41 protein-coding genes are annotated in these 26498 nt (G+C 50.0%); 35 read left to right on the forward strand and 6 right to left on the reverse strand.

Annotated features, from left to right (window positions below; genetic code table 11):
• The 35 genes from tuf to NG99_RS26445 all read left to right on the forward strand — a co-directional run.
• Positions 1 to 882: elongation factor Tu (tuf, locus tag NG99_RS26280; RefSeq protein WP_034899606.1), on the forward strand; the 882-nt coding region annotated here is incomplete at its 5' end.
• A gap of 166 nt (positions 883 to 1048) precedes the next feature.
• Positions 1049 to 1243 (forward strand): bacterioferritin-associated ferredoxin, encoded by a 195-nt coding sequence (gene bfd / locus NG99_RS26285; protein ID WP_034899608.1) that lies wholly within the window; start codon positions 1049 to 1051, stop codon positions 1241 to 1243.
• A gap of 258 nt (positions 1244 to 1501) precedes the next feature.
• Positions 1502 to 3454: a glycoside hydrolase family 18 protein gene (locus NG99_RS26290; RefSeq protein ID WP_034899611.1), complete on the forward strand. Its 1953-nt coding sequence runs from the start codon at positions 1502 to 1504 to the stop codon at positions 3452 to 3454.
• 226 nt (positions 3455 to 3680) lie between these two features.
• Positions 3681 to 4157, forward strand: coding sequence for a bacterioferritin (gene bfr / locus NG99_RS26295; RefSeq protein WP_034899692.1), 477 nt, complete (start codon positions 3681 to 3683; stop codon positions 4155 to 4157).
• Between the two features lie 334 nt (positions 4158 to 4491).
• Positions 4492 to 4803 (forward strand): 30S ribosomal protein S10, encoded by a 312-nt coding sequence (gene rpsJ / locus NG99_RS26300; RefSeq protein ID WP_001181005.1) that lies wholly within the window; start codon positions 4492 to 4494, stop codon positions 4801 to 4803.
• A 32-nt stretch (positions 4804 to 4835) separates the two neighbouring features.
• Positions 4836 to 5465, forward strand: a complete 630-nt coding sequence (rplC, locus tag NG99_RS26305) for a 50S ribosomal protein L3 (RefSeq protein WP_034899615.1) — start codon at positions 4836 to 4838, stop codon at positions 5463 to 5465.
• A 10-nt stretch (positions 5466 to 5475) separates the two neighbouring features.
• Positions 5476 to 6081, forward strand: coding sequence for a 50S ribosomal protein L4 (rplD, locus tag NG99_RS26310; RefSeq protein WP_034899616.1), 606 nt, complete (start codon positions 5476 to 5478; stop codon positions 6079 to 6081).
• Positions 6078 to 6380: a 50S ribosomal protein L23 gene (gene rplW, locus NG99_RS26315; RefSeq protein ID WP_034899617.1), complete on the forward strand. Its 303-nt coding sequence runs from the start codon at positions 6078 to 6080 to the stop codon at positions 6378 to 6380. Before rplD ends, rplW begins: the two co-directional genes overlap by 4 nt.
• A gap of 17 nt (positions 6381 to 6397) precedes the next feature.
• On the forward strand, positions 6398 to 7219 hold the full coding sequence (rplB, locus tag NG99_RS26320; RefSeq protein ID WP_034899618.1) for a 50S ribosomal protein L2: 822 nt from the start codon (positions 6398 to 6400) through the stop codon (positions 7217 to 7219).
• A gap of 16 nt (positions 7220 to 7235) precedes the next feature.
• Complete coding sequence (gene rpsS, locus NG99_RS26325; protein WP_013204132.1) at positions 7236 to 7514, forward strand: 30S ribosomal protein S19; 279 nt, start codon at positions 7236 to 7238, stop codon at positions 7512 to 7514.
• A gap of 14 nt (positions 7515 to 7528) precedes the next feature.
• Complete coding sequence (gene rplV / locus NG99_RS26330; RefSeq protein ID WP_000447532.1) at positions 7529 to 7861, forward strand: 50S ribosomal protein L22; 333 nt, start codon at positions 7529 to 7531, stop codon at positions 7859 to 7861.
• A gap of 17 nt (positions 7862 to 7878) precedes the next feature.
• Complete coding sequence (rpsC, locus tag NG99_RS26335; protein ID WP_034899621.1) at positions 7879 to 8577, forward strand: 30S ribosomal protein S3; 699 nt, start codon at positions 7879 to 7881, stop codon at positions 8575 to 8577.
• Positions 8578 to 8589: 12 nt separating this feature from the next.
• The gene (gene rplP / locus NG99_RS26340; protein ID WP_002438716.1) at positions 8590 to 9000 is read left to right on the forward strand and encodes a 50S ribosomal protein L16; all 411 of its coding nucleotides are present in this window, start codon (positions 8590 to 8592) and stop codon (positions 8998 to 9000) included.
• A complete protein-coding gene (gene rpmC / locus NG99_RS26345) occupies positions 9000 to 9191 on the forward strand; it encodes a 50S ribosomal protein L29 (RefSeq protein WP_013204129.1) in 192 nt (63 codons plus the stop codon). Before rplP ends, rpmC begins: the two co-directional genes overlap by 1 nt.
• Positions 9191 to 9445: a 30S ribosomal protein S17 gene (gene rpsQ, locus NG99_RS26350; RefSeq protein ID WP_034899623.1), complete on the forward strand. Its 255-nt coding sequence runs from the start codon at positions 9191 to 9193 to the stop codon at positions 9443 to 9445. Before rpmC ends, rpsQ begins: the two co-directional genes overlap by 1 nt.
• Before the next feature lie 167 nt (positions 9446 to 9612).
• Entirely contained in the window at positions 9613 to 9984 is a 372-nt protein-coding gene (gene rplN, locus NG99_RS26355; protein WP_004160583.1) for a 50S ribosomal protein L14, read from the forward strand.
• Between the two features lie 10 nt (positions 9985 to 9994).
• Positions 9995 to 10309: a 50S ribosomal protein L24 gene (gene rplX / locus NG99_RS26360; RefSeq protein ID WP_034899626.1), complete on the forward strand. Its 315-nt coding sequence runs from the start codon at positions 9995 to 9997 to the stop codon at positions 10307 to 10309.
• A 14-nt stretch (positions 10310 to 10323) separates the two neighbouring features.
• Positions 10324 to 10863 carry a 50S ribosomal protein L5 gene (gene rplE / locus NG99_RS26365; RefSeq protein WP_034899629.1) on the forward strand — a complete coding sequence of 180 codons (540 nt, stop codon included), beginning with the start codon at positions 10324 to 10326 and terminating at the stop codon, positions 10861 to 10863.
• Positions 10864 to 10876: 13 nt separating this feature from the next.
• Positions 10877 to 11182, forward strand: coding sequence for a 30S ribosomal protein S14 (rpsN, locus tag NG99_RS26370; protein WP_034899638.1), 306 nt, complete (start codon positions 10877 to 10879; stop codon positions 11180 to 11182).
• Between the two features lie 30 nt (positions 11183 to 11212).
• Positions 11213 to 11605 carry a 30S ribosomal protein S8 gene (rpsH, locus tag NG99_RS26375; RefSeq protein WP_034899639.1) on the forward strand — a complete coding sequence of 131 codons (393 nt, stop codon included), beginning with the start codon at positions 11213 to 11215 and terminating at the stop codon, positions 11603 to 11605.
• 10 nt (positions 11606 to 11615) lie between these two features.
• Positions 11616 to 12149, forward strand: coding sequence for a 50S ribosomal protein L6 (gene rplF, locus NG99_RS26380; RefSeq protein ID WP_034899640.1), 534 nt, complete (start codon positions 11616 to 11618; stop codon positions 12147 to 12149).
• Positions 12150 to 12158: 9 nt separating this feature from the next.
• Positions 12159 to 12512: a 50S ribosomal protein L18 gene (gene rplR / locus NG99_RS26385; RefSeq protein WP_034899641.1), complete on the forward strand. Its 354-nt coding sequence runs from the start codon at positions 12159 to 12161 to the stop codon at positions 12510 to 12512.
• Positions 12513 to 12526: 14 nt separating this feature from the next.
• Positions 12527 to 13027: a 30S ribosomal protein S5 gene (gene rpsE / locus NG99_RS26390; protein WP_004160571.1), complete on the forward strand. Its 501-nt coding sequence runs from the start codon at positions 12527 to 12529 to the stop codon at positions 13025 to 13027.
• 5 nt (positions 13028 to 13032) lie between these two features.
• The gene (gene rpmD, locus NG99_RS26395; protein WP_004160569.1) at positions 13033 to 13212 is read left to right on the forward strand and encodes a 50S ribosomal protein L30; all 180 of its coding nucleotides are present in this window, start codon (positions 13033 to 13035) and stop codon (positions 13210 to 13212) included.
• 3 nt (positions 13213 to 13215) lie between these two features.
• Positions 13216 to 13650, forward strand: coding sequence for a 50S ribosomal protein L15 (gene rplO / locus NG99_RS26400; RefSeq protein WP_034899643.1), 435 nt, complete (start codon positions 13216 to 13218; stop codon positions 13648 to 13650).
• Between the two features lie 7 nt (positions 13651 to 13657).
• Positions 13658 to 14989 carry a preprotein translocase subunit SecY gene (gene secY / locus NG99_RS26405; RefSeq protein ID WP_034899646.1) on the forward strand — a complete coding sequence of 444 codons (1332 nt, stop codon included), beginning with the start codon at positions 13658 to 13660 and terminating at the stop codon, positions 14987 to 14989.
• A gap of 31 nt (positions 14990 to 15020) precedes the next feature.
• A complete protein-coding gene (gene rpmJ / locus NG99_RS28690) occupies positions 15021 to 15137 on the forward strand; it encodes a 50S ribosomal protein L36 (protein ID WP_020322760.1) in 117 nt (38 codons plus the stop codon).
• A 136-nt stretch (positions 15138 to 15273) separates the two neighbouring features.
• A complete protein-coding gene (gene rpsM, locus NG99_RS26410) occupies positions 15274 to 15630 on the forward strand; it encodes a 30S ribosomal protein S13 (RefSeq protein WP_034899647.1) in 357 nt (118 codons plus the stop codon).
• Positions 15631 to 15646: 16 nt separating this feature from the next.
• The gene (gene rpsK / locus NG99_RS26415) at positions 15647 to 16036 is read left to right on the forward strand and encodes a 30S ribosomal protein S11 (RefSeq protein WP_034899652.1); all 390 of its coding nucleotides are present in this window, start codon (positions 15647 to 15649) and stop codon (positions 16034 to 16036) included.
• Positions 16037 to 16068: 32 nt separating this feature from the next.
• Positions 16069 to 16689, forward strand: a complete 621-nt coding sequence (rpsD, locus tag NG99_RS26420; RefSeq protein WP_012442832.1) for a 30S ribosomal protein S4 — start codon at positions 16069 to 16071, stop codon at positions 16687 to 16689.
• Positions 16690 to 16714: 25 nt separating this feature from the next.
• On the forward strand, positions 16715 to 17704 hold the full coding sequence (locus tag NG99_RS26425) for a DNA-directed RNA polymerase subunit alpha (RefSeq protein WP_034899656.1): 990 nt from the start codon (positions 16715 to 16717) through the stop codon (positions 17702 to 17704).
• A 40-nt stretch (positions 17705 to 17744) separates the two neighbouring features.
• Positions 17745 to 18131, forward strand: a complete 387-nt coding sequence (gene rplQ / locus NG99_RS26430; protein WP_004160560.1) for a 50S ribosomal protein L17 — start codon at positions 17745 to 17747, stop codon at positions 18129 to 18131.
• 112 nt (positions 18132 to 18243) lie between these two features.
• Complete coding sequence (locus tag NG99_RS26435) at positions 18244 to 18615, forward strand: DnaJ family domain-containing protein (protein WP_034899659.1); 372 nt, start codon at positions 18244 to 18246, stop codon at positions 18613 to 18615.
• Positions 18615 to 19034 carry a Zn(2+)-responsive transcriptional regulator gene (zntR, locus tag NG99_RS26440; protein WP_034899661.1) on the forward strand — a complete coding sequence of 140 codons (420 nt, stop codon included), beginning with the start codon at positions 18615 to 18617 and terminating at the stop codon, positions 19032 to 19034. The genes NG99_RS26435 and zntR overlap by 1 nt, the downstream gene beginning before the upstream one ends.
• Positions 19035 to 19088: 54 nt before the next feature.
• Positions 19089 to 19292, forward strand: a complete 204-nt coding sequence (locus tag NG99_RS26445; RefSeq protein WP_034899664.1) for an alternative ribosome-rescue factor A — start codon at positions 19089 to 19091, stop codon at positions 19290 to 19292.
• 11 nt (positions 19293 to 19303) lie between these two features.
• On the opposite strand, the gene NG99_RS26450 is transcribed toward NG99_RS26445, so the two are convergent.
• The 6 genes from NG99_RS26450 to trkA form a co-directional block, all read right to left on the reverse strand.
• Entirely contained in the window at positions 19304 to 20284 is a 981-nt protein-coding gene (locus NG99_RS26450; RefSeq protein ID WP_034899695.1) for an ABC transporter permease, read from the reverse strand.
• A gap of 14 nt (positions 20285 to 20298) precedes the next feature.
• Positions 20299 to 21798 carry a sugar ABC transporter ATP-binding protein gene (locus tag NG99_RS26455; protein WP_034899667.1) on the reverse strand — a complete coding sequence of 500 codons (1500 nt, stop codon included), beginning with the start codon at positions 21796 to 21798 and terminating at the stop codon, positions 20299 to 20301.
• Positions 21799 to 21843: 45 nt separating this feature from the next.
• Positions 21844 to 22803: a substrate-binding domain-containing protein gene (locus tag NG99_RS26460; protein ID WP_034899670.1), complete on the reverse strand. Its 960-nt coding sequence runs from the start codon at positions 22801 to 22803 to the stop codon at positions 21844 to 21846.
• A gap of 78 nt (positions 22804 to 22881) precedes the next feature.
• Positions 22882 to 24255 (reverse strand): D-arabinitol 4-dehydrogenase, encoded by a 1374-nt coding sequence (gene dalD / locus NG99_RS26465; protein ID WP_034899672.1) that lies wholly within the window; start codon positions 24253 to 24255, stop codon positions 22882 to 22884.
• A gap of 320 nt (positions 24256 to 24575) precedes the next feature.
• Positions 24576 to 24986 (reverse strand): large-conductance mechanosensitive channel protein MscL, encoded by a 411-nt coding sequence (gene mscL, locus NG99_RS26470; protein WP_034899674.1) that lies wholly within the window; start codon positions 24984 to 24986, stop codon positions 24576 to 24578.
• 127 nt (positions 24987 to 25113) lie between these two features.
• The gene (trkA, locus tag NG99_RS26475) at positions 25114 to 26490 is read right to left on the reverse strand and encodes a Trk system potassium transporter TrkA (protein ID WP_034899675.1); all 1377 of its coding nucleotides are present in this window, start codon (positions 26488 to 26490) and stop codon (positions 25114 to 25116) included.
• Between the last annotated feature and the right edge of the window lie 8 nt (positions 26491 to 26498).

Consider the following 26498-nt stretch of genomic DNA (forward strand, 5'->3'; position numbering starts at 1 on the left):
GCAATCCTGGTTGTTGCCGCAACTGACGGCCCAATGCCGCAGACCCGTGAGCACATCCTGCTGGGTCGCCAGGTTGGCGTTCCTTTCATCATCGTGTTCATGAACAAATGCGACATGGTTGATGACGAAGAGCTGCTGGAACTGGTTGAGATGGAAGTGCGTGAACTTCTGTCTGCCTACGACTTCCCTGGTGATGACCTGCCAATCGTTCGTGGTTCTGCGCTGAAAGCGCTGCAGGGCGAAGCCGAGTGGGAAGAGAAAATCATTGAGCTGGCCGGTTACCTGGATAGCTACATCCCAGAACCAGAGCGCGCCATTGACAAGCCGTTCCTGCTGCCAATCGAAGACGTTTTCTCTATCTCTGGCCGTGGTACCGTTGTTACCGGTCGTGTAGAGCGCGGCGTGATCAAAGTCGGCGAAGAAGTTGAGATCGTTGGTATCAAAGATACCGTGAAATCAACCTGTACCGGCGTTGAAATGTTCCGTAAGCTGCTGGACGAAGGTCGTGCGGGCGAAAACTGTGGTGTTCTTCTGCGTGGTATCAAGCGTGAAGAAATCCAGCGTGGTCAGGTTCTGGCTAAGCCAGGCTCGATCAAGCCACACACTAAATTTGAGTCAGAAGTTTATATTCTGTCCAAAGACGAAGGCGGCCGTCATACTCCGTTCTTCAAAGGCTACCGTCCACAGTTCTACTTCCGTACAACTGACGTGACCGGAACCATCGAACTGCCGGAAGGCGTTGAAATGGTAATGCCAGGTGACAACATTCAGATGATTGTTACCCTGATCCACCCAATCGCGATGGATGACGGTCTGCGTTTCGCTATCCGTGAAGGCGGCCGTACTGTTGGTGCGGGCGTTGTTGCTAAAGTTATCGCTTAATTGTCGATGATCTGAACGGCGGAGTTCGCTCCGCCGTAGCAAGTAAAGAGAGCACTTAGGTGCTCTTTTTTTATGCCTGCGATTTGCCCCGGTGGGCAGCGACAGTGATTGTAATAAAAACGATTCGCATTTACACTTAGATCGGAAACGGTTCTGGAGTAGCAAAATGTACGTCTGTTTGTGTAATGCGGTGAGTGATAAAACGATCCGTGAAGTTGTCCGCCGATATCAGCCAAAATCGATACAGCATCTTCGTCAGCTGGTCCCCGTCGGCAAGCAGTGTGGCAAATGCATCCATGCCGCGCGCAGGATCATGGAAGAAGAAATGAAGCATCCTGCGCAATACAAGGAAATTGCCTGAGCACTTTTGACTGCTCAGGATGGTTTTTCTTCTCAACATCCTTAATACACTTTATATTCGATACCTCATGCCATTAGTACTTATAACAATGGTTAATTTAGGTTATTGGAAATTCTATTAATTAAGGACCAGGTTAAGTGTGATTTTGTGGTATTCCTTTTTTCAGGGTGTATGTTACCCAACGTATTGTCTCTTTGACATATATCCCTCTCTGAACGTTGAGAGTAATAAACGCTGAGAATGAAGAAAGGAATACTTGTGAAATTAAAGCAGATTGCTATCAGTGTATTAATTGGAATCGGATCGACTACTGCCGCTTATGCTACAGATCTGGTGGCTAACGATAACACTAATAAAATCCAGGGGATAGATATCTCTTATATGTATTCTCTGGATAACGGTGCCAACTGGCGGGCATACGAAAGTGAAAGGGATAACAATTTCCCTGGCAAAGTTACGGTAGAGCTGGCTAAAGTTGATAAAAAATTATTAAGTTCATCAACGTGGGAAACAGGTGAATCTTACGGCAAGCCTGATACCATCGTTCGCCATAATGGTTTTTATTGGACAAATGGATGGTGGGCAAATCCAGGTGAAGAGCCGGGCGTCAATGGCGTTTGGAAAAAAGGCGAAAAAATCCTCCTTGAGGATTATAAAAAGTTTGATTTTACACCGTTCACCGGCCAGGCTGCGATTGATTACCAGACAAAAATAAAAAATGAAATTGCCAGCAAACGTAAGGTTATTGGTTATTTCCCTGAGTGGGGCGTCTATGATGCGCATGATAACTTCACGCCTGATAAAGTCGCCTGGGATCAGATCAGCCATTTGAATTATGGTTTTGCGGTAGTGACAAAAGAGGGGGTGGTTGAGGTACATGATACCTATAAAGGTCCCGGCCTGATGCGAGATATTGCTCAGCGCACCGCCAGGGCTAACGTTAGTAATATGATTTCCATTGGGGGTTACACCAATTCCCAACTCTGCGTGCTTTATTGCGACGATGCAGAGAATGCGCTGAATGTGTTTGAGGCAGCAACGGCAACGCCTGCTGGCGTGGAGCGTCTGGCCAACAGCATTGTGGCGCATACTGAGCAATGGGGCTTTGATGGCGTTGATATCGACTGGGAATACCCGACCACCGAGAAGGCAGGCGCTCAGTTCACCAGCCTGGTACAGTCATTACGCACCAAGCTGGATGCGTTAGGTATAAAAAAGGATAAATATTATCAGCTGACCGCAGCAGTAACGGCTAACTATGCCAATATCCCCTATATCAATCCAAAAGTTACCGCGCCACTGCTGGATACCGTGAACGTCATGACCTATGACTATCATGGTGCTTTCGACAATATTACCGGTCATAATTCCCCGTTATATGCTAACAGCAAAGATGTAAACCAAAAGTTCAATATCGACAGCACGATGAAAGAGTACAATCTCGTATATGGCGTGCCGAAAGAAAAACTGCTGGTTGGTCTTTCATGGTATGGCCGTGCATGGGGCAACGTAGCTAATAAGGAAATTGTTTCCGGTCTGCCAGGCTTCCTGAATCCGGGTGAAGCGGCTGTTCATGGCCAGTGGGATAATAAAGACGAACTCAATGGCGTGAACCCATACTATGTGGTGAAAAATAAAAGCCTGAGCCAGCAATACCAGCGTTTCTGGGATGAGCAGGCAAAAGTTCCTTATCTGCTAAGTACTGCTGCTGGTTCGAAAGGCGAGTTCCACTCCTATGATGATGTTGAATCCATCACCGGTAAAGTGAACTATATTAAGAAAGAAGGCTACGGCGGTGCGATTATCTGGGAACTCAGTGGTGATACCGCAGACCACGAACTGGGCTCAATATCCGCAACCTTACTTAAGCAGGATGAAGGCGTCCAGCTGAACGTTTTGCGTGAGCCTAAGGGGAAAATAGCTGTTGAGGTCACCCTTGATACTAAAACCTTTAAAGCCAATAAACGTATCATGTTTTATGTTGATGGTAAGTACGTGGGAGAGACTTATGCGGGAACAGCTTATTACGCCGACAAGTCATTCAATGAGTTTAATCGCACGGTGACGGTAAAAACTTACACCAGTCATGTACAGAATATTAAACCCGGAAGTGAAGTAAAAGTGGTGCTGGCAACCGGTAAACCTGGATGGGTTCATCGTTCCGATGTGCTGCTGGCCAAACTGAATGTAACAAAAGATATGCTTAAATAGTCTTTCTGTTCACTCTGAGCGTTTCATTTGAAACCGTCTGCACTGGTGCAGGCGGTTTTTTTGCTTCAGCAGCGGGACCGCCAGGTTAGCCAATCCAGTAATCGCTATTTCTGCTTACTTTTGTCAGCGGCCAGAGGAGGGGCGATGACAAAGTTGAGTGATAGCGCTGGAAAAAACGGCAGGTACACCTACGATCTATATGGATAACTGGAAGCGGAGGAAGCAAATGAAGGGCGATATAAAAATCATAAGTCATCTTAACAAACTATTGGGAAATGAACTGGTTGCCATCAATCAGTATTTCCTGCACGCGCGGATGCTCAAGAACTGGGGGCTGATGCGCTTAAACGATATTGAGTACCACGAGTCCATCGATGAGATGAAGCATGCTGACAAGTATATTGAACGCATACTTTTTCTTGAGGGGATTCCCAACCTACAGGACCTGGGCAGGCTCCGCATCGGAGAAGATGTGGAAGAGATGTTGAAGTCGGATTTACAGCTTGAGCTGGAAGGAGCGAAAGATCTCCGCGAGGCGATAGCTTACGCGGATAAGGTGCACGACTACGTCAGCCGGGACATGATGATTGTGATCCTGGAGGATGAAGAGCATCACATCGATTTTCTCGAAACGGAGCTCGAGCTGATCGGTAAGATTGGTACGCCAAATTATCTCCAGTCGCAAATTAAAGTAGAAGAGTAGGGCAGGGTAGCCGCAATGTCGTTGTACAAAATACCGCCGCTGAAACAGTCACTTCAGCGGCGGTATCATTTCTGAGCGCCGCCTTGCTGATTTCCTCCTCCCGATGCTGGTTTTCCGCCCCGTAAAACAGGTTGCTTTGTGCGCTAAGACACGTATAATGCGCGGGCTTGTCAGAAATGGCGGCCCGGTTCAATCTGAACCGCAGGCGAGCGACTCGCTCACCTGACAATACTCCCAATAGGGGAGTTATGTGCAGACGATTACACTCTCCCATCAATCGTAATGGGTTTGAGTAGTAATTTTTTCGTTTATAAATAATTGGAGCTCTGGTCTCATGCAGAACCAAAGAATCCGTATCCGTCTTAAAGCGTTTGATCATCGTCTGATCGATCAATCAACTGCGGAAATCGTTGAGACTGCCAAGCGCACTGGTGCGCAGGTTCGTGGTCCCATCCCGCTGCCGACCCGCAAAGAGCGCTTTACCGTTCTGATCTCCCCGCACGTCAATAAAGATGCGCGCGATCAGTATGAAATTCGCACTCACAAGCGTCTGGTTGACATCGTTGAGCCAACTGAAAAAACGGTTGATGCTCTGATGCGTCTGGATCTGGCTGCAGGTGTAGACGTGCAGATCAGCCTGGGTTAATCAGGTCATTGAGCGATTGAGAGGTTGAAACAATGATTGGTTTAGTCGGTAAGAAAGTGGGCATGACTCGTATCTTCACAGAAGATGGCGTTTCTATCCCAGTAACCGTGATTGAAATTGAAGCAAACCGCGTCACTCAGGTTAAGAGCCTGGAGAACGACGGCTACACTGCTATTCAGGTAACTACCGGTGCTAAAAAAGCAAACCGCGTTACTAAGCCTGAAGCGGGCCATTTTGCTAAAGCTGGTGTTGAAGCTGGCCGTGGTCTGTGGGAGTTCCGTACCGCTGAAGGTGCAGAATTCACCGTAGGTCAGAGCGTTAACGTTGATATTTTCGCTGACGTGAAAAAAGTTGACGTGACTGGGACATCTAAAGGTAAAGGTTTTGCCGGTACTGTTAAGCGCTGGAACTTCCGTACTCAGGATGCGACCCACGGTAACTCCTTGTCTCACCGCGTTCCGGGTTCTATCGGTCAGAACCAGACTCCGGGCAAAGTGTTCAAAGGCAAGAAAATGGCAGGCCAGCTGGGTAATGAGCGCGTAACCGTTCAGAGCCTGGACGTAGTACGTGTTGACGCTGAGCGCAACCTGCTGCTGGTGAAAGGTGCAGTTCCCGGTGCTACCGGTAGCGACCTGATCGTTAAACCAGCTGTGAAGGCGTAAGGGGATAGCAATGGAATTAGTATTGAAAGACGCGCAAAGCGCGCTGACTGTTTCCGAAACTACCTTCGGTCGTGATTTCAACGAAGCGCTGGTACATCAGGTTGTTGTTGCTTATGCAGCAGGTGCCCGTCAAGGTACTCGTGCTCAGAAGACCCGTGCTGAAGTTACTGGTTCCGGCAAAAAGCCGTGGCGCCAGAAAGGTACCGGCCGTGCGCGTTCAGGTTCTGTTAAGAGCCCGATCTGGCGTTCCGGTGGCGTAACCTTCGCTGCGAAGCCACAGGACCACAGTCAAAAAGTAAACAAAAAGATGTACCGCGGCGCGCTGAAAAGCATCCTGTCCGAACTGGTACGTCAAGATCGTCTGATCGTTGTCGAGCAGTTCTCTCTTGAAGCGCCTAAAACTAAGCTGCTGGTAGAGAAACTGAAAGACATGGCGCTGGAAGACGTGCTGATCATCACTGGCGAACTGGAAGAGAATCTGTTCCTGGCCGCGCGTAACCTGTACAAGGTTGACGTTCGTGATGCAGCGGGTATCGACCCAGTTAGCCTGATCGCCTTCGACAAAGTCGTTATGACTGCTGACGCAGTTAAGCAAGTTGAGGAGATGCTGGCATGATCCGTGAAGAACGTCTGCTGAAAGTAGTGCGCGCGCCGCACGTATCTGAAAAAGCATCTGCTGCGATGGAAAAAACAAACACCATCGTTCTCAAAGTTGCTAAAGACGCGACCAAAGCAGAAATCAAAGCCGCTGTACAGAAGCTTTTCGAAGTGGAAGTAGAGGTCGTTAACACCCTGGTAGTGAAAGGGAAAGTTAAACGTTCCGGTCAGCGTATTGGTCGTCGTAACGACTGGAAAAAAGCTTACGTCACCCTGAAAGAAGGCCAGAATCTGGACTTCGTCGGCGGCGCTGAGTAAGTCGGAGGAGAAGAACAATGGCAGTTGTTAAATGTAAACCGACATCTCCGGGTCGTCGCCATGTAGTTAAAGTGGTAAACGCGGAGCTGCACAAGGGCAAACCATTTGCCCCGCTGGTAGAGAAAAACAGCAAATCCGGCGGCCGTAACAACAATGGTCGTATCACTACCCGTCATATCGGTGGTGGTCACAAGCAGGCTTACCGTATTGTTGACTTCAAACGCAACAAAGATGGTATCCCGGCAACCGTTGAACGTCTTGAGTACGATCCGAACCGCTCTGCGAACATCGCACTGGTTCTGTACAAAGACGGCGAGCGCCGTTACATCCTGGCCCCTAAAGGCCTGAAAGCTGGCGACCAGATTCAGTCTGGCGTTGATGCTGCGATCAAAGCAGGTAACACCCTGCCGATGCGTAACATTCCAGTGGGTTCCACCGTACATAACGTAGAAATGAAACCAGGCAAAGGCGGTCAGATTGCTCGCTCAGCCGGTGCTTACGTGCAGATCGTTGCTCGTGAAGGTTCCTACGTAACCCTGCGTCTGCGTTCAGGTGAAATGCGTAAAGTCGAAATTGACTGCCGCGCGACCCTGGGTGAAGTCGGTAACGCTGAGCACATGCTTCGCGTTCTGGGTAAAGCCGGTGCTGCTCGTTGGCGTGGTGTTCGTCCTACCGTTCGCGGTACTGCGATGAACCCAGTCGACCACCCACATGGTGGTGGTGAAGGTCGTAACTTTGGTAAGCACCCGGTCTCCCCGTGGGGCCTGCAGACCAAAGGTAAGAAGACCCGCAGCAACAAGCGTACTGATAAATTTATCGTACGTCGCCGTAGCAAATAATTTTAGAGGATAAGCCATGCCACGTTCTCTCAAGAAAGGTCCTTTTATTGACCTGCACTTGCTGAAGAAGGTAGAGAAAGCGGTGGAAAGCGGAGACAAGAAGCCTTTGCGCACCTGGTCCCGTCGTTCAACGATCTTCCCTAACATGATCGGTTTGACCATCGCTGTCCATAATGGTCGTCAGCACGTTCCTGTTTTTGTTTCCGACGAAATGGTCGGTCACAAGCTGGGTGAATTTGCACCGACCCGTACTTATCGCGGCCACACGGCTGATAAGAAAGCCAAGAAACGCTAAGGCAGGAGGAAGAGATGGAAACTATCGCTAAACATCGCCACGCTCGTTCTTCTGCACAGAAGGTTCGCCTGGTAGCGGATCTTGTACGCGGTAAGAAGGTGTCGCAGGCTCTGGACATTCTGACCTACACCAACAAGAAAGCGGCTGTACTGGTTAAGAAGGTCCTGGAATCTGCCATTGCTAACGCCGAACACAACGATGGCGCTGACATTGATGATCTGAAAGTCACGAAGATCTTCGTCGACGAAGGCCCAAGCATGAAGCGCATTATGCCTCGTGCAAAAGGTCGTGCAGATCGCATCCTGAAGCGCACCAGCCACATTACTGTGGTTGTGTCCGATCGCTGAGACTCTGGAGACTAGCAATGGGTCAGAAAGTACATCCTAATGGTATTCGCCTGGGTATTGTTAAACCCTGGAACTCTACCTGGTTCGCCAATACCAAAGAATTCGCTGACAACCTGGACAGCGACTTTAAAGTACGTCAGTTCTTAACGAAAGAACTGTCAAAAGCGTCTGTATCTCGTATCGTTATCGAGCGTCCAGCTAAGAGCATCCGTGTGACTATTCACACCGCTCGCCCTGGCATCGTTATCGGTAAGAAAGGCGAAGACGTAGAAAAACTGCGCAAGGTCGTAGCGGATATCGCTGGCGTTCCTGCACAGATCAATATCGCCGAAGTCCGTAAGCCGGAACTGGACGCTAAATTGGTTGCTGACAGCATCACTTCACAGCTGGAGCGTCGTGTGATGTTCCGTCGTGCTATGAAGCGTGCCGTACAGAACGCAATGCGTCTGGGCGCTAAAGGGATCAAAGTTGAAGTTAGTGGCCGTCTGGGTGGTGCTGAAATCGCGCGTACCGAATGGTACCGTGAAGGCCGCGTGCCGCTGCACACCCTGCGTGCTGACATTGACTACAACACCTCTGAAGCGCACACCACTTATGGTGTAATCGGCGTTAAGGTATGGATCTTCAAAGGTGAGATCCTGGGTGGTATGGCTGCTGTTGAACAACCGGAACCGGCTGCTCAACCTAAAAAGCAGCAGCGTAAAAGCCGTAAGTAAGGAGAGTCGCTGATGTTACAACCAAAGCGTACAAAATTCCGTAAAGTGCATAAAGGCCGCAACCGTGGTCTGGCGCAGGGCACGGATGTTAGCTTCGGTACTTTCGGTTTGAAAGCTGTTGGCCGTGGTCGTCTGACCGCTCGTCAGATCGAAGCAGCACGTCGTGCTATGACCCGTGCAGTTAAGCGTCAAGGTAAAATTTGGATCCGTGTATTCCCGGACAAACCAATTACCGAGAAGCCGCTGGAAGTGCGTATGGGTAAAGGTAAAGGTAACGTGGAGTATTGGGTTGCCTTGATCCAGCCTGGTAAAGTCCTGTATGAAATGGACGGCGTACCGGAAGAGCTGGCCCGTGAAGCATTCAAGCTGGCAGCAGCAAAACTGCCTATCAAAACCACCTTTGTAACTAAGACGGTGATGTAATGAAAGCAACAGAGCTGCGTGAAAAAAGCGTTGAAGAGCTGAACACTGAGCTGCTTAACCTTCTGCGTGAGCAGTTTAACCTGCGCATGCAGGCAGCATCCGGCCAGCTGCAACAGTCTCATCTGTTGAAGCAAGTGCGTCGTGATGTTGCACGCGTTAAGACTTTACTGACTGAGAAGGCGGGTGCGTAATGACCGATAAAATCCGTACTCTGCAAGGTCGTGTGACTAGTGACAAAATGGAGAAATCCATGGTTGTTGCTATCGAACGTTTTGTGAAACACCCTATCTACGGGAAGTTCATTAAGCGTACGACTAAACTGCACGTACATGACGAGAACAACGAATGCGGGATTGGCGACGTGGTTGAAATCCGCGAATGTCGCCCGCTGTCCAAGACCAAGTCCTGGACGCTGGTTCGCGTTGTAGAGAAAGCGATTCTGTAATAGAATCTGCGCTCTCTAAAAAATAAGATAAACGGCTCGTACGGGCCGTTTATTTTTTCTACCCATATGCGAGATGCGGTGTTATAATGCTGCGCCCTCAATTATGGGGCTTTTATACGACCTGAATCAGGTCCCGAAGTAGTAGTTGACATTAGCGGAGCACTAAAATGATCCAAGAACAGACTATGCTGAACGTCGCCGACAACTCCGGTGCACGTCGCGTAATGTGTATCAAGGTTCTGGGTGGCTCGCACCGTCGCTACGCAGGCGTAGGCGATATCATCAAAATTACCATCAAGGAAGCGATTCCTCGCGGTAAGGTTAAGAAAGGTGATGTGCTGAAAGCGGTAGTGGTGCGCACCAGGAAGGGTGTTCGTCGCCCGGACGGTTCTGTCATTCGCTTCGATGGTAATGCATGCGTTATTTTAAACAATAACAGTGAGCAGCCTATCGGAACGCGTATTTTTGGGCCGGTAACTCGTGAACTTCGTACTGAAAAGTTCATGAAAATTATCTCTCTGGCACCAGAAGTACTCTAAGGAGCGAAAAATGGCAGCTAAAATCCGTCGCGATGACGAAGTTATCGTGCTGACCGGCAAAGATAAAGGTAAGCGCGGTAAAGTTAAGAACGTCCTGTCTTCTGGCAAGGTTATTGTTGAAGGTATCAATCTGGTTAAGAAACATCAGAAGCCGGTCCCGGCCCTGAACCAACCAGGTGGCATCGTTGAAAAGGAAGCTGCTCTGCAGGTTTCAAACGTTGCGCTTTACAACAGTGCCACCGGCAAGGCGGACCGTGTAGGCTTTAGATTCGAAGACGGCAAAAAAGTCCGTTTCTTCAAGTCTAACAGCGAAACTATCAAGTAATTTGGAGTAGTACGATGGCGAAACTGCATGATTACTACAAAGACGAAGTAGTTAAAAAACTCATGACTGAGTTTAGCTACAATTCTGTCATGCAAGTCCCTCGGGTCGAGAAGATCACCCTGAATATGGGTGTGGGTGAAGCGATCGCTGACAAGAAACTGCTGGATAACGCAGCAGCCGATCTGGCAGCAATCTCCGGTCAAAAACCGTTTATCACCAAAGCACGCAAATCAGTTGCAGGCTTCAAAATCCGTCAGGGCTATCCGATCGGCTGTAAAGTAACTCTGCGTGGCGAACGCATGTGGGAGTTCTTTGAGCGTCTGATTTCTATTGCTGTTCCACGTATTCGTGACTTCCGTGGCCTGTCCACTAAGTCATTCGATGGTCGTGGCAACTACAGCATGGGCGTTCGTGAGCAGATCATCTTCCCAGAGATCGACTATGACAAAGTCGACCGCGTTCGTGGTTTGGATATCACCATTACCACTACTGCGAAATCTGATGATGAAGGCCGCGCACTTTTGGCTGCTTTTAACTTCCCGTTCCGCAAGTAAGGCAGGGTTACTGATGGCTAAGCAATCAATGAAAGCACGCGAAGTTGTTCGCGTGAAACTGGCTGAAAAGTACCGCGCAAAACGCGAGGAACTGAAGGCTATCATTTCAAGTGTGAACTCATCCGACGAAGCTCGTTGGGATGCTGTTCTCAAGCTGCAAACTCTGCCGCGTGATTCCAGCCCGTCTCGTCAGCGTAAGCGCTGCCGCCAAACTGGCCGTCCACATGGTTATGTGGGCAAATTCGGGTTGAGCCGTATTAAGCTTCGTGAAGCCGCAATGCGCGGTGAAGTACCTGGCTTGAAAAAGGCTAGCTGGTAATTACCAATTGAATCACGGGAGTAAAGACAGATGAGCATGCAAGATCCGATCGCGGATATGCTGACCCGTATCCGTAACGGTCAATCCGCGAATAAAGTAGCGGTCACCATGCCTTCCTCCAAGCTGAAAGTGGCAGTTGCCAACGTGCTGAAGGAAGAAGGTTATATTGAAGAATTTAAAATCGAAGGCGACACCAAGCCAGAACTGGAACTGACTCTTAAGTATTTCCAGGGCAAGGCGGTGGTAGAAAGCATTCAGCGTGTTAGTCGTCCAGGTCTGCGTATCTACAAACGCAAAGACGAACTGCCAAAAGTTATGGCAGGACTGGGTATCGCTGTTGTTTCTACCTCTAAAGGTGTTATGACCGATCGTGCAGCGCGCCAGGCTGGTCTTGGTGGCGAAATTATCTGCTACGTAGCTTAAGGAGGAATTTATGTCTCGTGTTGCTAAAGCACCTGTCGTGATTCCTGCCGGCGTAGAGGTAAAACTCAACGGTCAGGTTATCTCGATTAAAGGTAAAAACGGCGAGCTGACTCGTACTCTGAACAATGCTGTAGAAGTTAAGCATGCAGACAACGCCCTTACTTTCGCTCCGCGCGAAGGTTTTGTGGATGGTTGGGCGCAGGCTGGTACTTCTCGTGCACTGCTCAACGGTATGGTTATCGGTGTTACCGAAGGCTTCTCTAAGAAGTTGCAGCTGGTTGGTGTAGGTTATCGTGCAGCCGTTAAAGGCAACGTGGTGAACTTAGCATTAGGCTTCTCTCACCCTGTTGACCATGAGCTGCCAGCCGGCGTCACTGCTGAATGTCCGAGTCAGACTGAAATCGTGCTGAAAGGCGCTGATAAGCAGCTGATCGGTCAGGTAGCAGCAGACCTGCGCGCCTACCGTCGTCCTGAGCCTTACAAAGGCAAGGGTGTTCGTTACGCCGACGAAGTCGTGCGTACCAAAGAGGCTAAGAAGAAGTAAGGTAACACTATGGATAAGAAATCTGCTCGTATCCGTCGTGCGACCCGCGCACGCCGCAAGCTCAAAGAGCTGGGTGCAACTCGCCTGGTGGTACATCGTACCCCGCGTCATATTTACGCACAGGTAATTGCTCCGAATGGTTCTGAAATCCTGGTCGCTGCTTCTACAGTAGAAAAAGCAATCGGTGAGCAACTGAAGTACACAGGAAACAAAGACGCCGCTGCAGCCGTTGGTAAAGCAGTTGCTGAGCGCGCAATCGAAAAAGGCATCAAAAGTGTTTCTTTCGACCGTTCTGGTTTCCAATATCATGGTCGTGTCCAGGCACTGGCAGATGCTGCCCGTGAAGCTGGCCTACAGTTCTAAGGTAGAGGTGTAAGATGGCACACATCGAAAAACAAGCTGGCGAACTGCAGGAAAAGCTGATCGCGGTAAATCGCGTATCTAAAACCGTAAAAGGCGGTCGTATCTTCTCCTTCACTGCTCTGACAGTAGTAGGCGACGGTAACGGTCGTATCGGTTTTGGTTACGGAAAAGCGCGTGAAGTTCCAGCAGCGATCCAGAAAGCGATGGAAAAAGCTCGTCGCAATATGATTAACGTCGCGCTGAACAACGGCACCCTGCAGCACCCTGTTAAAGGCGTGCACACAGGTTCTCGCGTGTTCATGCAGCCGGCTTCTGAAGGTACCGGTATCATTGCCGGCGGTGCAATGCGCGCCGTTCTGGAAGTCGCTGGGGTTCATAACGTTTTGGCTAAAGCCTACGGTTCCACTAACCCGATTAACGTGGTTCGTGCAACGCTGGATGGCCTGGCCAACATGAATTCCCCAGAAATGGTCGCTGCCAAGCGTGGCAAATCCGTTGAAGACATTCTGGGGTAATGACCATGGCTAAGACTATTAAGATTACACAAACCCGCAGTTCGATCGGACGTTTGCCGAAACACAAGGCAACGCTGCTTGGCCTGGGTCTGCGTCGTATTAACCACACCGTAGAGCGTGAAGATACGCCAGCTGTACGCGGTATGGTTAACGCGATTTCCTACATGGTTAAAGTGGAGGAGTAACAGATGCGTTTAAATACTCTGTCTCCGGCCGAAGGGTCTAAGCGCGCGACTAAACGTTTGGGTCGCGGTATTGGTTCTGGCCTCGGTAAAACCGGTGGTCGTGGTCACAAAGGTCAGAACTCTCGTTCTGGCGGTGGCGTACGTCGCGGCTTTGAAGGTGGTCAGATGCCTCTGTACCGTCGTCTGCCAAAATTTGGTTTTACCTCTCGCAAAGCAATGGTTACGGCAGAAGTTCGTCTGTCTGACCTGGCGAAGGTTGAAGGCGGGATTGCCGACCTGAACACGCTGAAAGCGGCCAACATTATCGGTATTCAGATTGAATTCGCTAAAGTTATTCTGTCTGGCGAAGTTTCTGCTCCGGTAACGATCCGTGGTCTGCGTGTCACTAAAGGCGCTCGTGCTGCAATCGAAGCTGCTGGCGGTAAAATTGAGGAATAAGTAGCAGATGGCTAAGCAACCAGGATTAGATTTTCAAAGTGCCAAGGGTGGTTTTGGCGAGCTAAAACGCAGACTTCTGTTTGTGATTGGTGCGCTGATTGTTTTCCGCATTGGTTCTTTTATTCCGATCCCTGGTATCGATGCCACTGTACTTGCCAAACTGCTTGAGCAACAGCGTGGCACCATCATTGAAATGTTCAACATGTTCTCTGGTGGTGCTCTTAGTCGTGCTTCTATCTTTGCTCTGGGTATTATGCCGTACATCTCGGCCTCTATTATTATCCAGCTGCTGACGGTGGTTCATCCCGCGTTAGCTGAAATCAAGAAAGAAGGGGAGGCTGGCCGTCGTAAGATTAGTCAGTACACCCGCTACGCGACGCTGGTCTTAGGGATATTTCAGTCGGTCGGTATTGCTACCGGTTTACCGAATATGCCTGGAATGCAGGGCCTGGTGTTAAATCCAGGCCTCGCTTTCTACTTTACCGCTGTTGTCAGCCTGGTTACCGGGACAATGTTCCTGATGTGGCTGGGTGAACAGATTACTGAACGAGGTATCGGCAACGGTATTTCAATCATAATCTTCGCTGGTATCGTTGCGGGATTGCCGCCGGCCGTTGGCCATACTATCGAGCAGGCAAGGCAAGGCGACCTGCACTTCCTCCTGTTGCTGTTGGTTGCAGTTCTTGTATTTGCAGTGACCTTCTTCGTTGTTTACGTTGAGCGTGGTCAACGCCGCATTGTGGTGAACTATGCGAAACGTCAGCAAGGCCGTCGTGTCTATGCTGCACAGAGCACACATTTACCGCTGAAAGTGAACATGGCTGGGGTTATCCCAGCAATTTTTGCTTCCAGCATCATTCTGTTCCCGGCGACCATCGCTTCATGGTTCGGGGGCGGTACCGGTTGGAACTGGCTGACGACTATTTCAATGTATTTGCAGCCCGGACAACCGCTTTATGTGCTACTCTATGCGACTGCAATCATCTTCTTCTGTTTCTTTTATACAGCGCTGGTTTTCAACCCGCGTGAAACAGCAGATAACCTGAAGAAGTCCGGTGCATTTGTACCAGGAATTCGTCCGGGAGAACAGACGGCGAAGTATATCGATAAAGTAATGACCCGCCTGACTTTAGTCGGTGCGCTCTACATTACTTTCATCTGCCTGATCCCGGAGTTCATGCGTGATGCGATGAAAGTCCCATTCTACTTTGGCGGTACATCACTGCTGATCGTAGTGGTTGTCATCATGGACTTTATGGCTCAAGTGCAAACTCTGATGATGTCTAGTCAGTACGAGTCTGCATTGAAGAAAGCAAACCTGAAAGGCTACGGCCGTTAATCAGGCGCTTCAGAAGTTACGGAGAGTAAAAATGAAAGTTCGTGCTTCCGTCAAGAAATTATGTCGTAACTGCAAAATCGTCCGTCGTGATGGTGTCGTACGTGTGATTTGCAGCGCCGAGCCTAAGCATAAACAGCGTCAGGGCTAATATTTTTCTTGCAAAGTCGGGTTGAGCTGGCTAGATTAGCCAGCCAATCTTTTGTGTGTCTGTGCGTTTCCATTTGAGTATCCTGAAAACGGGCTTTTCGGCATGGGACGCATTAGTAATTAAATAGGAGTGCATAGTGGCCCGTATAGCAGGCATTAACATTCCTGATCATAAACATACCGTTATTGCTCTGACTGCAATCTTCGGTATCGGCAAGACGCGTTCACAGGCTATCTGTGCAACAACCGGTATTGCTGAAAATGTTAAGATCAGTGAGCTGTCTGAAGAACAAATCGACATTCTGCGTGATGCAGTTTCAAAATTTGTTGTTGAAGGCGATCTGCGTCGTGAAGTCACCCTGAGCATCAAGCGTCTTATGGACCTTGGTTGCTATCGTGGTTTACGTCATCGTCGTGGTCTCCCGGTGCGCGGTCAGCGTACTAAGACCAACGCACGTACCCGTAAGGGTCCGCGTAAACCGATCAAGAAATAATCGGGGTGATTGAATAATGGCAAAGGCACCAGTTCGTGCACGTAAGCGTGTAAGAAAGCAAGTCTCTGATGGCGTGGCTCATGTCCATGCATCTTTTAACAACACCATCGTGACTATTACCGATCGTCAGGGTAATGCGTTGGGTTGGGCAACAGCCGGTGGTTCCGGTTTCCGTGGTTCTCGTAAATCTACGCCGTTTGCTGCACAGGTTGCCGCTGAACGTTGCGCAGATGCCGTGAAAGAGTACGGTATTAAGAACCTGGAAGTTATGGTTAAGGGGCCAGGTCCAGGCCGCGAATCTACGATTCGTGCTCTGAACGCTGCTGGTTTCCGCATCACGAATATTACTGATGTGACTCCGATCCCTCACAACGGTTGTCGTCCGCCGAAAAAACGCCGCGTATAACGCCCGTTTTTTAGGAATGTTGGAGAAAGAAAATGGCAAGATATTTGGGTCCTAAGCTCAAGCTGAGCCGTCGCGAAGGTACCGACCTCTTTTTGAAGTCTGGCGTTCGCGCGATTGATACCAAGTGTAAGATTGAACAAGCTCCTGGTCAGCACGGTGCGCGTAAACCGCGTCTGTCTGATTATGGTGTACAGTTACGTGAAAAGCAGAAAGTTCGTCGTACCTACGGCGTGCTGGAGCGTCAGTTCCGTAACTATTATAAAGAAGCCGCACGTCTGAAAGGCAACACCGGTGAAAACCTGTTAGCTCTGCTGGAAGGTCGTCTGGATAACGTAGTTTACCGTATGGGCTTTGGCGCTACTCGTGCAGAATCACGTCAGTTAGTTAGCCACAAATCTATCATGGTAAACGGCCGCGTTGTTAGCATCGCTTCTTATCAGGTAACTCCGAATGACGTTGTTAGCATCCGTGAGAAAGCCAAAAAGCAGTCTCGCGTGAAAGCCGCTCTGGAGCTGGCTGAACAGCGTGAAAAGCCAACCTGGCTGGAAGTTGATGCAACGAAGATGGAAGGTGTGTTCAAACGTATTCCTGAACGTACCGATCTGTCTGCGGACATTAACGAACACCTGATCGTCGAGCTTTACTCCAAGTAAAGCTTAGTACCAAAGAGAGGACACAATGCAGGGTTCTGTGACAGAGTTTCTAAAACCGCGCCTGGTAGATATCGAGCAAGTGAGTTCGACGCACGCCAAGGTGACCCTTGAGCCTTTAGAGCGTGGCTTTGGCCACACTCTTGGTAACGCACTGCGCCGTATTCTGCTTTCATCAATGCCGGGTTGCGCGGTGACCGAGGTTGAAATTGATGGTGTACTACATGAGTACAGCACCAAAGAGGGCGTACAGGAAGACATCCTGGAAATCCTGCTCAACCTGAAAGGGCTGGCGGTAAGAGTTCAGGGAAAAGATGAAGTTATTCTTACCTTGAATAAATCTGGCATTGGCCCTGTGACTGCAGCCGATATCACCCATGATGGTGATGTCGAAATCGTCAAGCCGCAGCACGTAATCTGCCACCTGACTGATGAGAACGCGGCGATTAGCATGCGTATCAAAATTCAGCGCGGTCGTGGTTATGTGCCGGCTTCAGCCCGAATTCATTCGGAAGAAGATGAGCGCCCGATCGGTCGTCTGTTGGTAGACGCCTGTTACAGCCCTGTAGAGCGTATTGCCTACAATGTTGAAGCAGCGCGTGTAGAACAGCGTACTGACCTGGACAAGCTGGTCATCGAAATGGAAACCAACGGCACTATTGATCCTGAAGAAGCGATCCGCCGTGCGGCTACCATCCTGGCAGAACAACTTGAAGCTTTCGTTGACTTACGTGATGTACGTCAGCCGGAAGTGAAAGAAGAGAAGCCAGAATTCGATCCGATCTTGCTGCGCCCTGTTGACGATCTGGAATTGACTGTCCGCTCTGCTAACTGCCTTAAGGCAGAAGCTATCCACTACATCGGTGATCTGGTACAGCGTACCGAGGTTGAGCTGCTTAAAACGCCTAACCTTGGTAAAAAATCTCTTACTGAGATTAAAGACGTGCTGGCTTCTCGTGGTCTGTCACTGGGCATGCGCCTGGAAAACTGGCCGCCCGCTAGCATCGCTGATGAATAACCCGATCACAGGTTAAGGTTTCACTGAGAAGGATAAGGTCATGCGCCATCGTAAGAGTGGTCGTCAACTGAACCGCAACAGCAGCCATCGTCAGGCTATGTTCCGCAACATGGCTGGCTCTTTGGTTCGTCACGAGATTATCAAGACGACCCTGCCAAAAGCGAAAGAGCTGCGTCGCGTAGTTGAGCCGCTGATTACTCTTGCCAAGACCGACAGCGTAGCTAATCGTCGTCTGGCATTCGCCCGTACTCGTGATAACGAGATCGTGGCAAAACTGTTTAATGAGCTCGGTCCGCGTTTCGCGAGCCGTGCAGGTGGTTACACTCGCATTCTGAAGTGTGGCTTCCGCGCTGGTGACAACGCGCCGATGGCTTACATCGAGCTGGTTGATCGTCCAGAAGCTCAAGCAGAAGCTGTAGCAGAGTAATCTGTTGCACTACGGAAAAACCGGGCTTGCCCGGTTTTTTTATGTCTGAAATTCCCCTCTCCTTGCTCACGCGCTATTCTGGATCTCTCCCTCTCATTGTAACGAGTTTATTATGTGGCTGATTGATCAACTGGTGGAGCAGCACCTGGCCGAAGCGCAGAAGAACGGTGAGCTGGATAATCTTCCCGGCAGCGGTAAGAAGCTGGTGCTGGATGATGACAGCCATGTCCCGCCGGAATTGCGGGCGGCTTATCGCCTGATGAAAAACTCCGGCTTCCTTCCGCCTGAGCTTGAAATGCGGCGCGAAGCGGTCGAATTAGATCGGCTGCTTGCCGGCATTGATCCTCAGGATCGACATTATGAGGAACATGCAAAACGGCTGCTGCTGCTGGAACTTAAGCTAAGACAGGCAGGCATGAGCACGACCTTTCTGCGTGGCGAATACAGCCATCAGTTTCATCAACGTTTCAAAGAGGATAAGTGATGTTCAAAATTGGACAGCTGGCAAAGCTTGCCGACGTCACGCCGGATACCATTCGCTACTATGAAAAGCAGCAGATGATGGATCACGAGATCCGTACTGAAGGCGGCTTTCGTCTTTATACTGACAACGATCTACAGCGGCTAAAATTTATTCGCTATGGCCGACAGCTCGGCTTCAGCCTTGAGGCGATCCGCGAGCTATTGTCGATCCGGGTTGATCCTGCGCATCATACCTGCCAGGAATCAAAAACCATCGTGCAGGCCAGACTTCAGGAGGTGGAGGCGATGATTGCCGAATTACAGAATATGCAGCGTTCTCTGCAAAGATTGAATGATGCCTGCTGCGGCACCGCCCACACTAGCTTGTACTGCTCAATCCTTGAAGCGCTGGAGAAGGGCGAAATCGCGGCTGCGGATTGATTTCTCATAGCGTAGATCCTATATTCTTGCCGTCAACTTACTAAGGAAACCATTATGTCAGGTTATCAGCACAAGAAAGGCGTGATTCGCGATAATGCGATAGAGGCCCTGCTTCACGATCCCTTATTCAGGATTCGCATCGAAGTTAATCAGAAAGGAAAAGGGAGCTATCGTCGTAAGGATAAGCACGCGAAGAAAGGCAACTGGGAGGCCAGAGGTAAAGCGGACTTTACCTCTGGTCTTCTGTTATTGAATTAACTTCCCACCACTCAGGCACGGGCGCGTGACTTAAGACTCTCCACCATCACGGCAATAATAATAATCACCCCTTTAACCACCTGCTGGTTGTAGCCAGAAATATTCATCAGGTTCATCAGGTTAGAGATCATGCTTAATATAAATACCCCTATCAGCGTGTTGACCACGTTGCCTCGTCCTCCGGCAAGGCTGGCGCCGCCAACTACCACGGCAGCAATAACATCCAGCTCGAAGCCAATGGACAGCACGGGTGAACCTACCCCAGTTCGGGTCGCCGAAATAATGCCAGCAATCCCGCAGGCAAACGCGCTGATGGCATAGACCGCCAGCTTATAAGTATTCACCCGTATACCGGCAAAACGCGTTGCCATTTCGTTGGAACCAATAGAAATCACCAGACGACCGAATACCGAATTTTTATAAACCAGTTGGCATATAATCGCGAAACCAAGCAGCACGTAAACCGGAAGGGGTATCCCCAGGAAATAGCCGGTGCCAAAATTGACAAACGCGTCGTCATCAATAAAGACGGGCTGCCCGTTGGCAATAATCAGCGCCAGGCCACGCGCGATAGTCATCATCGCCAGCGTGGCAATGAAGGGGGCGATATTAAACCAGGTGACCAGCATCCCGGAAAAGGCCCCCATTAACGTCACCATGCCCACGCCCGCAATCAGGGCCGGCCATAAGCCAATATCCGGTATCATCAGACCGACCACGACGGAGACAAACGCCATAATTGAGCCGATGGAGAGGTCAATACCACCAGTGAGAATGACAAACAGCAATCCCAATGCGGCAAGCCCCAGCGGCACGCTCTGGCGCAATACATTGGTGATATTGTCCTCGCTGTAAAAGCGATCGGACAGGAATGCCGCGATAATCAGCATACAAATAAAAACCAGCGTGGTTGAATTATCCAACAGCAAGCGGCCGATGCGCTTTTTAGAGGAGTATTCCACCTTGTCCGTTTCTTTAGTGATTGATTGCATCATCTTTTAACCCTTCATGCTGCGCTGCGTTTGGGAATGGCGTAGCGCATGATATTTTGTTCAGATATCTCGTCGCCTTTCAGTTCTTTGGTCAGTTGCCCTTCACTCATCACGTAAACACGATGGCTCAGATTAATGACTTCAACCATTTCAGAAGAGATAACCAGGATGGAGTAGCCGCGTTCAGCCAACTGATGAATGATGTTATAGATTTCGACTTTGGCGCCAACATCGACCCCGCGGGTGGGCTCGTCGAGGATCAGGATGTTGCAGTTGGTATTAAGCCATTTGGCAATCACGACTTTCTGCTGATTGCCGCCGCTGAGGCTGGCAATCGTATCTTCAACCGAGCCGAGCTTGATGTTCAGCTTCTGGCGAAGCATCTGGCTAACCTGCTGTTCCTGCCGCCGATGAATAAAACCCATCAGGCAACTGATGACTTTGAGGTTGGATAAGGTCATATTTTCCCGGATGGGCCGGACCAGGATTGCCCCTTGTTCCTTACGACTTTCAGGCACCAGACCAATACCGTGTTCCATAGCCTGTGAAGGGTTGGCTATCTCAATTTTTTTCCCTTCTTTCAACACGGTTCCCGCAGACATTTTATCAATGCCGAACAGGCAGCGGGCAATCTCGGTTCGACCTGAGCCAATCAGGCCAGCCAGTCCGACGATTTCCCCTTTGCAAAGCGTAAAGCTCACGTCTTTCAGGAGGGTACGAGTTGAGAGGCCCTTCACTTCCAGCATGACCTCCTCCCCTGACACACCTTTCTCAGGGTAGAGGCTCTCCAGCTTACGCCCCACCATACTGGTGATAATATCCTCTTCAGTACAAATGGTTGGGTCCAGCGTCACCACGGTTTCACCATCTTTGATAACTGTGATTTCGTCGGCAATCGCCATCAATTCCTCGAGGCGATGAGAGATATAAATGATGGTCACGCCCCGAGCTTTAAGCTTACGCAGCTGTTCAAAAAGGATGGCGACTTCTTTACTGGAGAGGACGGCAGAAGGTTCATCAAGGATCAAGATGTTAACGTCTTTGGCCAGCGATTTAGCGATCTCGACCATTTGCTGATAGGCAATACTTAAATCACCAGTACGCTTGCGGGGATCGATATGGAAACCCAGCTCATTCAGGATTCGCGACGCCCGCTGGTTCAGTTTTTTCCAGTGTACAATGCCGCTTCCCATCCCAAGATCGTCAAGGAAGATATTTTCAGCAACGGTCAGGTCAGGAGACAGCGCCAGCTCCTGATAAATAATGCCAATGCGGCTTTCCTTGCTGTGCGCCGGGGTGGTGAAGTTTTTCTCTTCGCCGTGAATAAATATTTTGCCGCTGTCCTTGGTGTAAATTCCAGACAGAATTTTCATCAGGGTCGATTTGCCCGCCCCGTTTTCACCAATAATGGCGTGAATACTGCCAGGGTAGACCTGTAGATTAATTGATTTCAGCGCATGAACGCCGCCGAAGCTTTTTTTCACCTGTTGAACATCAATTGCAAACTGTTCCACGTTTTGTCCTCATAGATATCCCCCTCCGAAGAGGGGGCCGCGTCATCAGAAAATCGCGTCGGCTTTGTAATACTTAGCCACGTTATCTTTGGTGATGACAATGGTGGGAATATAGCTATAAGGTGGGAAATCTTTTTTGCCACCCTGGTATTGTTGGATAATATTTAGCGTGTCGCGGGTCAGCAGATCGGGATTGTTAGAGGCGGTAGCCTGAAGTTCACCTTTCTCTACGGCTTCCAGACCTTTTTTATAGCCATCGTGAGCATAAACTTTCACCTGATCTAACTTGTTTGCCGCTTTCAGGGCACGAATCGCACCCAGCGCCATATCATCCATCTCACTGTATACGCAGTTGATTTTATCTCCCTGAGCGACAATCATATCTTCCATCGCTTTCAGACCACCCTGTTGATCCCAGTTTCCCCACCCCTGACTGAGTACCGTGAGCTGTTTGTGGCCGTATTTTTTCTCCTGAGCTTCAGTGACGCCTTTCAGGAAGTTATCGCTACGTGCCTGGCCCACCAGGTTACCCGTATTGCCGCTAACTAATACGCAGTTCATCGGCTTGTCACCGAACTGGCTTACTGCAAAGGCGCCTAACTGCCGGTTATTTTCAGCATTGTTAGCCTGTACGCGGGTAATAACCTGCGCTTTTAGCGAAATATCACTGTCAATAATGACCACCGGAACCTTGGCGCGTTCTGCCATTTTAACAATACGCTGACCTGCTTCAGGGTCTTGTGGGTTGAGCACCAGATAGTTAATACCCTGAGACAGCATATCCTCAACGTCGGCGATCTGCTTATTCAGGTCGCCTCGCGCATCGGTGGTGATCAGCGCGTAGCCTTTCTCTTTTGCATGAATCTTCATGTATTCGGTCAGCCCATTAAAAAAGGCACCGTTGAGCGTGCGGTTAGCAAAACCGATTTTAAGCTGGTCGGCTGCGCCGGCAGATAAGGAGGTAACGGCGCTGGCTAACAGAATGCTCACTAACAGCTTTTTCATTTTTAATCCTCTTGATTTGTAGGGGAGTTATGACTGTTTTAAAACCTTTAATGAGTTAATTATGGTGCTGACAAGGTCTTAACTTTTTAATTCGTCGATACTTTCGCGCAGGAGCTGAATAAACTCAGCTTTCCCTGCCAGCGTGGAAAACAGCGCTTTGTCACTGGCAAATGTTCGAACCGGGTCCTCGCTCTGATACCAGGCGTGGATTTCTTCCGCGTTAAGAATTCCATCTTCGTACTTGTAGGGCAGTGAACCTTCATGCCAGCGACGCATAAAGAGGAAGAACAGGGCCGGGAGTCTGGCGCAGGCTCGAGGGATCGCGCCCTGTTCATAGCGGGTAATCAGGGTTGGGGTGATAAAACCGGGTATCTTGGAAAGGCCATCCGCCGCGACGCGTTGGTTGGTATCCTTGATATGTGGGTTACTGAAACGTTCCAGGACCACGTCACGGTAGTCTTCCAGGTTAAGTGGGGACGGGCTCAGGCAGGGGATAACATCATCAGTGACATAGTCCCAGGCTAACTGGCGAATGCTTTCCACGCGCGTACTCTCGTCAATGAAGGCGAGCCCCTGTAGGGTTCCTGCCCATGCGATGGCACTGTGGCTGGCGTTGAGAATGCGCGTTTTCGCCTCTTCGTAAGCATCTACGTTACTCACCAGCTCCACATCTACCTTTTCCAGCTCCGGGCGTTCAGCGGCGAATTTATCTTCAACCACCCACTGAATAAAGGACTCGGCCATCACTGGGGCGGCATCGTCGATGCCGAGGGCTGTTTTAACCCGTCCGGCGATGTCAGACGTCGGGCGAGGCGTAATGCGATCAACCATCGTATTCGGCGTGGTCACGCCGCTTTCCACCCATTTCAGCAGGGTATCCTGTTGGCGCAGGGTGAGGAATTGCACCAGGCCATCATGGAAGCGCTGTCCGTTATGGCGCACGTTATCACAGCAGAGCAGGGTTACCGGACCGGCCTGATTTGCCATTCTTTGCTGCAAAATATGGCTGATAGCACCGTAGATGGTGCGGACTCCTCCCTGAAGATCGTGGGCAATGTCACTGTTGTCCTTTTCCAACTTCAGGTGGGCGTCGAGGTAGTATCCCCCTTCGGTAACGGTAAAGGAGATCACTTTTGTGGCTGGCGCCGCGCCCTCAGCAACCAGCGCGGCCAGTTTATCGTCCCAGGGAATGATTTTTTTAATCGAAGTGATTTTCTCGTACTGCCTTTCACCGGCAGGGGAGACGGTTTCAAGCACGTACTCCCCTTGCTGCCGCTCAAGAATAGAGAGAAGCGTGTTTGCATCGTCGCGAATGTTACCGAGCGAAATATGCCATTTTGCCTCGTTCTCGCCGCTTTGTTGCAACAGACGATGAAGATACCAGGCCTGATGGGCACGATGGAATGAGCCAGATCCGATGTGTAACCAGTGAAATGTTGGGTGCGCTGCCATCTACTTTCTCCTGAAATGGTCTTTTGCCCACCGATAGGGCTTTTGACAATCCGTGAAGACTAGTCGAATAATTGCCCGCTAAAAGAGCTTTAGCTCACAAATGTAATTATTTTGTGCGCAAAATGTTAGGTAGCGTCTACTTGTCAGGTAACGTAAATGGGAATTTTTAACGTCATTGGCGGTGGAGAGGGGAGCTTTCAGCGTGATGGGGCTGTTTACAGAAAGGAAATACGTACCGGGGTAAACAGAAAAGCCTCCCATCAGGCGATTGGGAGGCTTCTGTAAGATAAGCGCAAGGTGGAACAGGATTCTGTTAGCAATCAGTCCCGGGCGTTCTGCTGCTTAAGCAGATCGCGAATTTCTGTCAGCAGCGCCTCTTCAGCGGTTGGCTTCGGATCGGGCGTTTCTACTTCTTTTTTCTGATATAGCTTGTTCATCAGTTTGATTGCCATAAAAATCGCGAAGGCAACGATCACGAAATCAAATATGGTCTGAATGAAGACGCCATATTCCATCACCACCGCCGGCGTTGCGCCTTCTGCGGGCTTCAATACCCAGCTGAACGATTTAAAATCTACTCCACCAATCAGTAATCCAAGCGGCGGCATAATAATATTCGCCACCAGAGAAGAAACGATTTTACCGAATGCCGCACCAATAATGACACCGACCGCGAGGTCAACGACGTTGCCTCGCATTGCAAAATCGCGAAACTCTTTGAATAAACTCATTGTTATCTCCTTTCCTGTGCCAATTGTTAAGTCTAACAAACAAGGGAGCTTTTTCCATTGAGATGATTAAAAAACGTCATTATCACAAGGGTAAAGCAGCCAGCGAAGCGATTCGCCAGCGAGAATATTACAGGAAGAACGGACTTGGCTGAAACAGGCGTTCAACATCGGGCACAAATTTCTTGTCCGTCAGGAACATAATAACGTGATCACCCTGTTCGATGCGAAGATTATCATTGGCAATCATCACATCATTACCCCGAACTACGGCACCAATAATAGTGCCGGGCGGAAGCTTAATATCATCAATCAATCTGCCTACTACTCGCGAGGTGGTTTCATCACCATGAGCGATAGCCTCTATTGCTTCAGCCACGCCGCGACGCAGGGAGGAGACGCCGACAATATCCGCTTTGCGTACGTGGCCGAGTAAGGCAGAAATGGTCGCCTGCTGAGGTGAAATCGCAATATCAATCACGCTTCCCTGCACCAAATCGACATAAGCCTTACGCTGAATAAGCACCATGACTTTTTTTGCGCCCATCCGCTTTGCCAGCATGGCCGACATAATGTTGGCTTCATCATCGTTAGTGATTGCAATAAACAGATCGATTTGATCGATATGTTCCTCTTCCAGTAGCTCCTGGTCTGATGCATCACCGTAAAAGACGATGGTATTTTGTAACAGCTCAGCCAGCTCGGCGGCGCGCTGCTGATCGCGTTCGATCAGTTTAACGCTGTAATTCTTTTCCAGGCGCTGGGCAAGGCCCGATCCAATGTTTCCGCCGCCGACGATCATAATGCGCTTGTAGGGTTTTTCCAGGCGCTGATACTCGCTCATCACGGCGCGGATATTCTGGCTGGCGGCGATAAAGAACACTTCGTCACCTGCTTCTACAATCGTCGATCCCTGCGGACGAATGGGCCGATCCTGGCGGAAAATTGCCGCCACGCGCGTATCGATATGCGGCATATGTTCGCGCATGACTGCCAGAGCATTCCCTACCAGAGGGCCGCCGTAATAGGCCTTTACGACCGCGAGGCTGACTTTTCCCTCTGCGAAATTGACTACCTGTAGCGCCCCAGGGTATTCGATCAGCCGGTAGATGTTATCGATAACCAGCTGTTCAGGTGAGATCAGATGATCGATAGGGATCGCTTCCGCAACAAACAGTTTCTCCGCATCCCGGATGTACTCTGGAGCACGAATACGCGCGATACGGTTAGGCGTGTTGAACAGCGAGTAAGCAATCTGGCAGGCCACCATGTTGGTTTCATCCGAACTGGTTACCGCAACCAGCATGTCGGCATCTTCGGCGCCTGCTTCCCGCAATACGCGAGGGTGAGAACCGTGGCCCTGCACAACGCGGAGATCGAATTTGTCCTGTAGCTGACGCAGGCGAATCGAATCAGTATCTACCACGGTGATATCGTTGTTTTCACCCACCAGGTTTTCGGCGAGAGTGCCGCCGACCTGACCGGCGCCAAGAATGATTATTTTCATTGTGCTTC

Origin of the sequence: Erwinia typographi (genome assembly GCF_000773975.1) — a bacterium.
In the GTDB taxonomy this organism is placed as follows: Bacteria; Pseudomonadota; Gammaproteobacteria; order Enterobacterales; family Enterobacteriaceae; genus Erwinia; species Erwinia typographi.